The sequence below is a fragment of the Luteibacter sp. 9135 genome (assembly GCF_000745005.1).
In the GTDB taxonomy this organism is placed as follows: Bacteria; Pseudomonadota; Gammaproteobacteria; order Xanthomonadales; family Rhodanobacteraceae; genus Luteibacter.
The window spans coordinates 3,179,345-3,191,903 of record NZ_JQNB01000001.1 but is presented as its reverse complement, the minus strand read 5'-3'; the positions used below and the strand labels follow the sequence as shown (position 1 = coordinate 3,191,903).

At 69.1% G+C, this 12,559-nt stretch carries 4 protein-coding genes; 1 reads left to right on the top strand and 3 read right to left on the bottom strand.

Features of this window, described 5'->3' with window-relative positions; genetic code table 11:
* Window positions 1–142 precede the first annotated feature (142 nt).
* Window positions 143–769 (top strand): TMEM175 family protein, encoded by a 627-nt coding sequence (locus tag FA89_RS13610; protein WP_051938764.1) that lies wholly within the window; start codon window positions 143–145, stop codon window positions 767–769.
* 293 nt (window positions 770–1,062) lie between these two features.
* Here FA89_RS13610 and FA89_RS13605 read toward each other — a convergent pair whose 3' ends face one another.
* From FA89_RS13605 to FA89_RS13595, 3 genes are all read right to left on the bottom strand, one after another.
* Window positions 1,063–9,435 carry a GH36-type glycosyl hydrolase domain-containing protein gene (locus FA89_RS13605; RefSeq protein ID WP_240003900.1) on the bottom strand — a complete coding sequence of 2,791 codons (8,373 nt, stop codon included), beginning with the start codon at window positions 9,433–9,435 and terminating at the stop codon, window positions 1,063–1,065.
* A 274-nt stretch (window positions 9,436–9,709) separates the two neighbouring features.
* Window positions 9,710–11,101, bottom strand: coding sequence for an MATE family efflux transporter (locus FA89_RS13600; protein ID WP_221174303.1), 1,392 nt, complete (start codon window positions 11,099–11,101; stop codon window positions 9,710–9,712).
* Window positions 11,098–12,543 (bottom strand): cytochrome P450, encoded by a 1,446-nt coding sequence (locus FA89_RS13595; RefSeq protein ID WP_036141203.1) that lies wholly within the window; start codon window positions 12,541–12,543, stop codon window positions 11,098–11,100. The genes FA89_RS13600 and FA89_RS13595 overlap by 4 nt, the downstream gene beginning before the upstream one ends.
* Between the last annotated feature and the right edge of the window lie 16 nt (window positions 12,544–12,559).

Here is a 12,559-nt window from a genome sequence, read left to right as displayed (position 1 = left end):
GGAAGTCTCCCTGGATGGACCGGATGGACGAATCACGGATCATGCTGGCCCGCCCGGTGTATAGGCGGCGTCTGCTGCGCGCTCTTCCCATGCCTACCCCTGACGGGCGATCATCGCGCAGGGATCATAACGAGGGGTGGGGATGTCGGAGCATGGCCAGGATCAGCAGCTGGAGCGGCTGACGTTTTTTTCGGATGCGGTGTTCGCCATCGCCATCACGCTGTTGATCATCGAGGTGCACGTGCCGCATCCGGCGGTGTCCACCGATGCGGCGTGGCTGGAGGCCCTGGTGGAACTGATACCCCAGCTGGCCGGTTTCTTCCTCAGCTTCATCGTGGTGGGCGCGGTCTGGGCGGCGCACCATCGCGTGTTCGGCCTGTTGCGTCATTACGATCCGTCCATCGTGTGGCCGAACCTGTTCCTGTTGATGGCCATCGCCTTCACGCCATTCTCCACGGCGTTGATGAGTGCCCACCCCGTGGAACGCGTGCCGGAAGTGTTCTACGCGACCAGCCTGCTCATCGCCGGTCTGCTGCAGTACCGGCTGGTACGCAATGCACTGCGGCCACCCTTCCTGGCGCCGGGTGTGAATGAAGACACCGTGGCCGTGCTGCGTCGTCGCAGTCTGGCGATGCCGTCGATGGCCCTGCTTTCGGGCATCCTGGCGATCTGGTGGCCCGGGCGCAGCAACATCCTGCTGGTGCTCACGCCGCTGGTGGTGATGCTTTATGCGCGCATGGGAACACGCAAGGTTGCCGACGGCGCCTGAGGCGAACCGTCGGCCAGGCTCAGCTCCGCTTTGCCGTTCGCGTTGGGCTGGGTGCAGCCGCCACCGTGAAGGCGTCGTCACGAGGCACGCAAGCGCCGGAGGCATCCACGACACGAACCACGCAGGCACCCGGGTGGGTGGCAGCGGCGAGGTTATAGGCACCGACACGGTCCTCCCGCAACTGGGGAGCGGGGGACGGATCGCGTGATCGCTTGGACATGGTCGTGGCACTCCCCGGCTGCCGGGCGTGCCCCGGCAACCGCTACGCTGCGCCTTCCCGCGTTAGCTTGCCGTCAGTGCCGCAGGTAGACCACCTCCACCCGGTGCTCCGTGCCATCGTCGACCAGCGGTATGGCCCCGCCGGAGACCAGGACGCCGTCCACGTGAACGCTGCCGGCTTCCCCATCGGATGCGGGACGCAGCGCGATGACGTAACCGGACCCGCCATGGCGATAGCGCATGCCGTAGCCGGGCCACGCCGCGGGCACGCGAGGGACGATTCGCAGCAGGTCGCCCTCGCGCCGGAGGCCCAGCAACGTTTCCACCAGCAGGCGGTACATCCAGCCGGCCGAGCCCGTGTACCAGCTCCAGCCGCCGCGCCCCACATGGGGCGGCACGGAATACACATCCGCCGCGATCACGTAGGGCTCGACCTTGTAGCGCTCGATCGCCTGCGCGTCGCCCGTGTGGCTGGCCGGATGGATCATCTTCACCAGTTCCCACGCGCGTTCATGACGTCCCATCTGCGCGAAGGCCATGGCCGCCCACACCGCCGCGTGCGTGTACTGGCCGCCGTTTTCGCGCACGCCCGGCACGTAACCCTTGATGTAGCCCGGGTCCATGGCCGAGCGGTCGAACGGCGGATCGAGCAGGCGGATCATGCCGGGATCCTCCAGCACCAGGTGCTCGTCCAGCGAGGCCATGGCCTGTTCGCGCCGCTCGGTACCGGCCACGCCGGACAGCACCGACCAGCTCTGCGCGATCGCGTCGATGCGGCATTCGTCGTTGGCGGCCGACCCGAGCGGCGTGCCGTCGTCGAACCAGGCCCGGCGATACCAGTCGCCATCCCACGCCTCGGCTTCGAGCGCCCTCGACAAGGTATCGGCTTCCGCCAGGCAGCGCTCGGCGAACGGTGCATCGCCGTGGCCACGCGCGGTGACCGCGAACTCGCGCAGCACGTGGACGAGGAAGAAGCCCAGCCAGACGCTTTCGCCCTGCCCGCCCTCGCCGACCTTGTTCATCCCGTCGTTCCAGTCGCCGCCACCCATCAGCGGCAGGCCGTGCCGACCGCGCGGCATGGCATGCTCGATGGCGCGCACGCAGTGCGCATACAGCGTGGCGCGCTGGCCGGACGGCCGTGCCTGATCGTACCAGGATTCCTCGCCGTGCCGCAGCGTGCGGCCTTCGATGAACTCGATGGACTCGTCCAGTACGCCGGTGTCGGCACTGGCCTGGACATAGCGGCTGGTGGCCAGCGGCAACCACAGGTAGTCGTCCGAGCAGGTGGTACGCACGCCGCGGTCGCCGGGCGGATGCCACCAGTGCATCACGTCGCCTTCGGCGAACTGGTGCGCCGCGCACACCAGCAGCTGCGCCCGTGCCATGGCCGGTGCCGCGTGCTGGGTGGCCATGGAGTCCTGCAACTGGTCGCGGAAACCGATCGCGCCGCCGGACTGGTAATAGCCGCTGCGCGCCCACAGCCGCGCGGCGATGGTCTGGTAGAGCAGCCAGCCGTTGGCGAAACGGTCGGTTGCCTCGTCCGGCGTGCTGACCTGCACGGCGCCCAGCGTCTGCCGCCAGTGCTCGCGCACGGCGGCCAGCGCACGCGCCGCCGAACCGTCGTCGCGAAAACGCAGCACCAGGCCGCGCGCGCCCACCTCGTCCACGCCCATGCCAAGGCGGATCACCACGTCGCGCGATTCACCCGGTGCCAGGGCGATGGTCGAACGCAGCACGCCACATGGGTCCAGCCCCGCACCGACGCGGTTGTGCCAGCCGGCACGCCGCATGCCCAGGGGCGCGCCGGCGTGCCCGTTGCGGCCGAGAAAGCCGGTACGGTCGCCGCCGACGTCGCGCTCGGCGTCTTCCACGTCAAGGAACGCGACGCGATCGGGGAACTCGCTGTTGTACGCATTACGCGCGAACAGCGCGCCCGTCGACGGATCGATCTCGGTGACCACGTGCATGGCGCTCTTCTCGCGCACGTCGCCCAGCAGCCATTCCACATAGGCGGTGATCGACAGCCGCCGTGGCTCGGCGCCATCGTTGGTCAGGCGCAGCACCTGGAACTTCACCGACGCATCCAGCGCCACGAACACCTCCAGGCGCGACGACAACGTGCCTTCCGTGTGCTCGAACACGCTGTAGCCGAACCCGTGGCGCGTGACGTACGTGCCTTCGCCGCGCATCGGCAACGGGGTCGGACACCAGGTGTGCCCGGTGGCTTCGTCGCGCAGGTAGATCGCCTCGCCGCAGGCATCCTCCACCGGATCGTTCTGCCACGGGGTCAGGCGGCAGCCATGGGCGTTCTCCGCCCAGGTGTAGGCACTGCCGCTTTCCGAGACCACGCTGCCGAACGACGGATTGGCCAGCACGTTGCACCAGGGCGCGGGCGTGGTGGCGCCGGGCGCCAAGGTGATGACGTATTCGGTGCCGTCGGCGGAAAAGGCCGCCGCCACGGGTACCGCCGGCGCCGGGGCGGGACGCCTGCGAGCGGGCCAGGCCGGCTCGGCGGCCGCGGCACGCACACCGATCCGGTGCCGCTCCATCTGCTCGTGCAGCGAACCCAGGGTATCCACCACCACGATGCAGGCACTGGCCTCCATCACCAGGCGATCCTCGTGGGACAACGACTGCGCGGCGCGGATGAATACGCCGCCGGGGCGATCCAGCAGGTTGGTTTCCGCGCCGGTGGCCAGCAGGCCGGTGAGCGCGTCGTGCAACGTCTGCCGGTAACCCGTGCTGTCCTCGTTCCAGATCACCAGGTCCACGGTCAGCCCGCGCTGTCGCCAGTACGCCGCGGCACGGACCAGTTCGCGCGCGATGTCCAGCCGTGCGATGTCGCCGATGCGCAGCAGCACGATGGGCAGGTCGCCCGAGACCGCCTGCCCCCACAGGCCCGACTGGCCGCGCCGGTTGGCCGCGATCAGCTCCGGCTCGGCGCGCAGGGCGAGGTTCGGATACAGGATGGAGGTGGCCATGTGCTCGTAGAGCTGGGCATCCACCAGGGTGGCGTTGGCCTGGCGCAGCAGCACCTGGCTGCGGGTCCAGGCCAGGTCGAACGTGCGGTCGGCCAGGTAGCGATCGCGGTACTTCTCGATCAAGCGCAGGCACCCCGGTCGCGTGTCGGCCACGCCGGTCACGAAGTCGAGCGTGGCGGTCTGTTCCGGATCGAGCGTGATCCGCACGCGGATGGCGACGATCGGGTCCAGCACCGCGCCGTGGCCACCGGACAGCGCGTCGTGACCGGCATCCATCACCACGGGGCTGGCCGTGCTGCGACCGCGCCCGATGAAGCGCGCGCGGTCGGTCTCGTAGGAGATCGCATCCACGTCCGCATCGTGCACCGCGACCATGTGGCACATCGACGGCGGTGTCTCGTCGGCCGAGCGCGGTCGGCGGGTGCATAGCAGGGCCTGCATGTCCGGCACGATCTCGGTGGTGACGAACAGCTTGCTGAAGGCCGGATGCGCGGCATCGCCGCGCGGGTCGGCCAGCACCACTTCCGCGTAGCTGGTCAGCTCGACCGTGCGCCGCACGTTGCCGCGGTTGGTGATGCGCGTGCGCCGGAGTTCGATATCGTCCTCGGGCGACACCACGATCTCGGTGTGCGTTTCAAAGCCGCGCTGGCGCACGCGGAACTCGGCGCGCGACTCGGCGAAGATCGCCTCGAAGCGATCGGTGTTGCGTGCCACCGGCTGGTACGCCGTGGACCAGACATCGCCCGATTCCGGATCGCGGATGTAGCAGAACATGCCGTCGCTGTCGCGCGTGATGTCCTCGCGCCAGCGCGTCACGGCCATGCCGTCGCGGCGGCTGTAGCCGCCGCCGGCGCTGCTGACCATGACGTGGTAACGGCCGTTGGACAGCAGCTGCACGGCCGGGCGCGGCCGGTCGGGATCGGTGAACAGGCGCAGGCGGGCTTCCGGCAAGGCCGGCGCCGTGGCCACTTCGCCCAGGCCCGCCGTGTGCAGGTATTCGGAAGCCATGCGCGGCACGCGCTCCTGCAACAGCAGGCTGGTGGCCATCATGCGCGGGTCCGACTCGAAGCGCTTCTGCATCGGCCGGTCCAGCAGCACATGACCGATCGCCAGCAGCGACATGCCCTGGTGGTGCGCCATGTACTGGCGCACCACCGCGGACTCCTGGCCCGGCGGAAGGCGCGAAGGCGTGTAATCGACCGCCTCATACAGGCCGAAACGGCCGGCCAGTCCGGCACGCGCGAGGCGTCGCAGGTTGTCGGTGGCCGCGGCGGGCGCCACCATCAGGGCCAGCACCGACGCATACGGCGCCACCACCAGATCCTCGCCCAGCCCACGTTTCAGCCCCAGGCCCGGCACGCCGAAGGCGCGGTACTGGTAGGTCATCTGCGCATCGACCGCGTGGTAGCCGGATTCGGACACGCCCCATGGCAGGTTGCGTTGCCGGCCGTATTCGATCTGCCGTGCCACCGCGGCGCGGCAGGTCTGCTCCAGCAGGCTGCCTTCGTAGGTCGGCATGACCAGCATCGGCATGAGGTATTCGAACATCGACCCCGTCCACGACAGCAGCACCGGCGAGCCGCCCGTGCTGGTCAACAGCCTGCCGAGCGAGAACCAGCTCTCTTGCGGCAACTGGCCCTGGGCGATGGCCACGAACGTGGTCAGGCGCGCCTCGGAAGCCAGCAGGTCGTAGAACGACGCATCCAGCGTGCGCCGTTCGACATCGAAACCGATCGACAACAGGCGGCGATGGGCGTCGTAGAGGAACGCGTGATCCATGATCGCCAGGTCGCCCGCCAGCGAGGCGGCGGCCTCCATCGCCCGCAGGCGTGCCGTGGCACGTTCCGCCTGCGCGGCATCGGTCGTATTCGCCGCCCGTTCCATCAGCGTGGGAATGGCCTGGCCGTCCGTGGCCGCGTCGTACCAGAGGCTCGCCTCTTCGTGCAGCTCGTCGCACAGCAGGGTCAACCGCGAGAGCCAGAAGGCGCCTTCGTCGTCACCGGAAGATACGTGGTCGGATGCCTGGGGGGTTACCTCGCGCAGCCGCTCCTGCTGCACGGTGACGAACGCGAGCACGTCGCGCATGCATGCCGGCGGGGCCAGCATGGCTGCCGCCAGATCGCCGGCCCACGCGGTCAGTGGCGCACGGCGGTTTTCGTCCGTGGTCTGCGCCAGCAACGCCACCGTGTCGCGCAATCCCGTGATCGACGCGTTGCGGAACACCGGGGCCTGGGCGACATCGAGCAGGCCACGTTGCAGGGTCAGCAGATGGCCGGCCAGGTTGCCGCTGTCCACGCTGGAGACATACAGCGGACGCATCGGCGCCAGCGTGGCGGTGTCGTACCAGTTGTAGAAATGGCCGCGATGCCGCTCGAGCCCCTGCATGGTGGCCAGCGTGTTCGCCAGCCGCTGCACCAGGGCGCCCGCACCCAGGTAGCCGAAGTCGTAGGCGGCCAGGCCGGCCAGCAGGCCCAGGCCCATGTTGGTCGGCGACGTGCGTCGGGCCAGCTGCGGCGACGGCGCCATCTGCACGTTGTCCGGTGGCAGCCAGTGATCGTCCGGGCCCATGTGTGTTTCGAAGAAGGCCCACGTGCGCCGCGCCAGCAGCCGCAGGAAGGCATGATCGGCCTCGCTGGGCGCGAACGGCTTGCTCACCTGCGCCCGGCTGATCCACCAAGCAAGGGGTGGCGATGCCAGCCAGGCCAGCAGCCAGGGCAAGGCGACGGGCAACACCAGCGGCCTGGCCACGGCCAGCAGCGCAGCCACGACGATCGCCGTAGCCGGGCCGGCCCACAGCGCACCCCAGGGAATCTGCCGCGAGCCGCGACCCTGACGCTCCACGTCGGCGGACGAGCGCCACTCGAGCAGGTGTTTGCGGCTGACGCACACACGCCAAAGCGACCGGGCGATGGCATCCACACTCAGGCGCGCGTCATGCGGCAGCCAGGCGATGGACAAGCCCAGGCGCAATGCGTGCTCCGCCGCCGCGCGCGACTGCACCCCTGCATGCTGACGCCACGCGATGTCGTGGGGCTTGCGCGCGGCGTCCATCAGCACCTGCAACAGCACCGGCACCACCATCATGGCGAGGATCGCCACCGTCCAGGTCAGCGCCGGGGCGATCCACAACCACCCGGCCACCAGCAAGGCCAGCGCGGCCGGAGCGACCAGGCTGCGTCGCAGGTTGTCGAACAGCTTCCAGCGCGACAGCGCGCTCAGGTCGTTGGCCACCCACCCGTGCGGGCTGGGCACCGTGGGCAACAACCATGGCAACAGTTGCCAGTCGCCGCGCATCCAGCGATGGCGGCGCACGCTGTCGTCGGCATAGCGTTCGGGGATTTCCTCGAACACCAGCACGTCGCTCAGCAGCGCCGAGCGGACGAAGCAGCCTTCGATGAGGTCGTGGCTGAGCACGCGCTCGTCCTTCAGCCGCCCGGCCATGGCGCGCTCGAACGCATCTACGTCGTAGATGCCCTTGCCGGTGAACGAGCCCTCGTGGAACAGGTCCTGGTACACGTCCGACACGGCGCGCGTATACGGATCGACACCGGCGTCGGCCCCGTAGAGGCGGGCATACGCCGAACGCGCCTGCGCCGGGAGCGCGATACCCACGCGCGGCTGCATGAGGCTGTAGCCGGCGATCACCCGATTGCTTTCGTCGGCGAACACGGGGCGGTTGAGCGGATGGTCCATCGCCGCGACCAGCCGGTGCGCGGTGTCGCGCGGCAGGTGCGTGTCGGTATCCAGGGTGATGACATAACGCACGGCGGGCAACTGGGCGATCCGGCCCACGATCAACAGGAAACGATCGGCGCCCTCGCCGCGCAGCAGCGCGTTCAGGGCGGCCAGTTTGCCGCGCTTGCGATCGAAGCCGATCCAGCGCCCCTGCGTGGGGCTCCACTCGCGCGGACGGTGCAGGAGATAGAAGCGGTCGGCGGCACTGGAGGGGTACGTCGCGTTGAGCGCATGGATCCGGGCGGCGGCCTGCGCGAGGATGGCCTCGTCACCGGGCATCACCGCCTGGTCGGCGTCGGGGAAGTCGGTCAGCAACGCGAAATGCAGGGCATCGTCGCGATTGGCCAGGAAGCGCACTTCGAGGCCCTCCGCCACGTCGTCCGCGTCCTGGGGGCTGCCCAGCATCGTCGGCACCGCCACCAGCGTGCGTGCGGCGTCGGGCAGGCCGTCCTCATAATCCATGCGCGGCAGGTAGTCGGGGGCGGTGAGCAGCGAGGCGATCAGGTTGAGCAGGCTCAGGCCGAGCTGGCTGGCCACGACGATGCAGCCCAGCGCAAGCACGGACCGCTCCCACACATAGGCCGGGCCCAGCGCCGCGGTGCCGACCAGCGCGGTGGTCAACGCACCGGTGAGCGTGAGGAAGGCCACCAGCGACCAGGCGAACGGCGCCCGGTCGAAGGCCTGCCGGCAGCGCGTGGCCAGTCGGCGCCGTGCGCCTAGCGCGCGTTCCAGCGCGGGACGTCCCGCGCCGACCAGATGGTAACCCACGTGTCGCGCGGCGGAATGGGCGGATGTCGCGTCCGGTGCCTGGGCCGCCGCGATCGCGCGCCGTGCCACGGTCCGCTCGTCGATGCGCGTGATGCGCGACAGTTTCTCCACCGCGTGTCGGTAACGATCGCGGCTGGCGAAGTCCATGGCGGGATAGACACTCGACGGGTCTTCACGCAGGCAGCTTTCCACCAGACTGGCTGCCTCGACGAAGTCGCGCCAGTCGATCGTGGCCAGCGAGCGCAGGCTGCCGATGCTGTTGCCGACCGACACCTGCTGCATCGCCTGCTGCTGGGATTCGGCCTGCACCAGATGATCGGTGCTGCGTCCCGACTCGGCCAGCCGCTGTTCCACCCAGCCCAGCGGCATGGCCAGTGCCGGCCCCTGCCCTTGCAGGCGGCGGACCATTTCGGCGACGAACGGGGCGCTCATGACCGGCGCGGAGCGTGCCATGTCCGCGACGACCAGCACCACGTTCTTCGGGTCCTCGGCGGCCATGCGTGTCATCGCGTCGGCCCAGCGTGTGGCACGGCGGCGCCGCGAGCGGTCCAGCGTCACGCGCACGGCGATGCGGCGCAGGTTCTCGATCAGCGCCAGCCGCAGCATGATCGGCACGGCCCACAGCTCGCCGAGGCTGAGCGGCACTACGGTCTGGTAGGCGTCGAGGAAGCGCGCCAGTCCGGCCGCGTCGATCCGGCCGTCCCCGTGGGAGATGACCTCCAGAGCGATGTCGTAGACCCGAGGCAGGCCGCTGGACGGGCCGCCGTCGAGCTGCGGCAGTTCTCGGCTGTAGCCCTTGGGGAAATCCTTTTCCGCGGCGCGGACGTGTTCCTCCATCACGTAGAGGTTGTCGAGCAGCCACTCGCCCGCGGGCGTCGTGCCCTCGCCGCGCTTGCCGGCGGCCATGAGGCCACGGCAGGCATCGACGATGACGGTCTCGTTGTCGGCCAGCCGGGGCAGCAACCATTCGGCGGAGCGATGGGCCGCTACGCGGTGCCGCGTCGCCAGTTGCGCACCGTAGGCTTCCAGTTGTTCGGTGTTGAAGAGCTCGGCCCGGAGGGCCGGCTCACGCTCGGAACCCGCGGCATCCCGGGTCCGCTTGCGCCGGAAGAGGTCTATAGACCCGCCATGAACATCGCGACGCTAAGCATGAGCCACTCCCGGCGCGGATGATCCACACCTGACCCCCGAGAGTAGTCCTTTCCACGTGCATGGCGAATGATCCGGGTAAAACCGGTCAGGCCTGCGCCCGGGTCAGCACGATCGCGTTCTGCCGTTTGTTCACCGCCACGGCGATGCGCCAGAAGTAGAACACCCCGATGGCCGCCTCGTAGCTGGAACCCACGATCCAGCAGGTGGGCAGGAACCCGGCATCGCCCACATGGCCCAGGGTCATCAGGTACACCGTGGGGATGCTCAGCGCCCACATGAACACGAAGCGGGTGACGAACAGGAAGCGGGTGATGCCGAAGGCCTCCAGCACCGCCTGCCCGGTCATCGAGAAGGCGAACGCGAGCGAATAGGTCCACAACACCCGCGATGTGGCGACCGATGCCTGCCGGATCGCCTCGGGCTTGTCGGCCAGGCCGAACGGATTCAGCAGCACGTCCGGGGTGACGATCTGGAAGAAGGACATCACCGCCACGTACGCCAGCTCGATGCCCAGCGTCACGGCGATGATCCGCGGCACCTGGTGGAACTCGTCCTTGCCCAGCGCATTGCCGCACAGCACGCTGCAGCCGATGCCCATTCCCAGCAGCGGGATCACGCCCAGGTAGCTGACCGTCAGGTTGACGTTGTTGGCGGCCAGCGCGATGGCGCCCAGCCCGGCGATGATCCAGATGAAGGCGGCGTTGCCGAAGTTGCCGATGCCCGCCGTCACGCCCAGCGCCACGCCCTTGCGCAGCCGTGGCGCCACCTCGGCCAGGGGAACGCCGCGCGTGCGCACCAGCCCGCGCAGGATCGACCAGACCTGCCGCGGCACATACGGCAGGTAGCAGGCGGTGATCGCCAGGGTGCCGCACAAGGTGCCCAGCGCCGAGCCGCGCATGCCCATCTCCGGCAGGCCGAAGCGGCCGAAGACCAGACCGATGGTCATCACGATGCCGACTGCCTGGCCGAGCAGTCCCGCCACCAGCGTGATGCGCGTCTTGCCGATGCCGTTGAAATACGACGACAACGCCATGTTGAAGGTCATCGCCGCACCGAAATACGCCGACCAGTAGAGGAACTGCGATTCCAGGTGGGTGATGGCCGGCGGCCGCTGGCTCAACGACGGGATCACTGCCATCAGCGGCGCCAGCAGCAGCAGGGCCACGGCGAACAGGATGCCGACGACGATGCCCACGGCCGCCTGGTAGGCCGCGGCGTCGTGGCCGGACCGGCCGAAGGCCTGGGCGACGCAGGAGCGTGAGAAGCCCACCACCGCGGCGAAGAAACCGATGATGGCCATGGCCGTATAGACCGCCGGCCCGGACGCGGCCAGGGTCTCGCTGGAATACCGCGCCAGGCACACCCGGTCCACCAGCATCATGATGAGGTTGCCGACCATGGAGCCCATCAGGGGCAGCGACACGCCCAGGATACGCCGGGCGATCTCGAGGTTGGACTCCCGCGCCGCCGGGATCACGAAGCCGCCCCCGGCGGCGTGCGCAGCCTGATCCGCACCGGCAGCGAACTGGGCGCCATGAAGAAATTGAGCACCTCCCGCACCGGTGGCGCGTTCGTATCCAGTTCCAGCTCGAAGTTGCGCAGGATCATGGAGACGACCATGGTGATCTCGGTGAGCGCGAGGAAGCGCCCCGGGCACAGCCGCGGCCCGCTGCCGAACGGAAACAGCTTGCGCGCCGGGTCCCGCTCGCGCGGCGGACGCTGCTCGAAGATCCAGCGTTCCGGCGAGAACGCGGCCGGGTCGGGAAACTGCAGCTCGTCCAGCCCCTCCCCCGCCGTCGCCACCACGATGGCGGTGTTCTTCGGAATCAGCGTGTCCGCGACCACGCAGTCGATGTTGCTGGTGACCCCGACATACGGTGCCACCGAGCGCAGGCGCTGCGCCTCGCTGAAGGTGGCCTCCAGGTAGTCGAAGCGCTTCATCAGCTCCCAGTCGCGGATGAGCGTGTCCTTGCCGAGCACCGCGTCCACTTCCGCCGTGAGCGCCGCGGCCGCCGCGGGATGCTGGGCCAGCAGGTGGAGCATCCAGGCGATGGAGTTGGCGGTGGTGTCCTCGCCGCCGATGACGCTGAGCACCGCGTTGTCCATCAGCTCTTCGTCGGTGAAGCCGGACGCTGGGTCTTCCGCCGCGGCGATCATCGCTTCCAGCATGTTGCCGGGTTTCTCGTGCAGCTGGCGCTGCTGCGCCATGCGCGCGCGGGCGTCGCGGACGAAGCCCTGCACGGATGCCGCGATCTGCGCCGACGCGCGGTCGGCGGCGCGATCCACCGGCAACCGGACATGGCGCCAGTACGGGAACGCCGCCGTGGTGCGCTGGCCAAGCCGCTGGAAGATGGCATCGATGCTCCGCTGCAACGGGCCGCCTTCGTCGTTGACCGCATCGATGTCGTGGCCCATCGCGATGCCCACGATCACGTCCAGCGCCATGGCCTTCAGGTCCCGGCGCAGGTCGACCGGCAGGCCCTGGACGAGCCGGTGCTTCCAGCGGTCCATCATGCGTTCGGTCATGAAGCGCATGGTCGGGAAGAAATTGCGGATCACCTCCGCGCTCAACCCGCTCATCACCAGCTTGCGCTGCTTGCGCCAGGCATCCCCTTCGGCGGTGATCACGCCACGGATGTCCAGCTCGTGCATGATCGTCTTCAGGCTGCCGCTGCGCCGGAACACCTCGGGCCGTTCCTTGAGCACCGCCTGCACCGTGGGCGCGTCGGAGACGATGACGATGGGGTTGCCGAACACCTCCAGGCGGAACATCGGGCCGAACTCGCGCACCCAGGCGGTGAACTTCTGGTGCATCTGCCGCCCGCTGAGTTGCAGCGCGTTGCCCACCCAGGGCTGGCCCTTGGGGCCCGGCAGGTCCTGGATGCCGCGCGAGTACTGCAGGGTGGGCGTGTCGTTCATGGCGATCCTGGAGGCG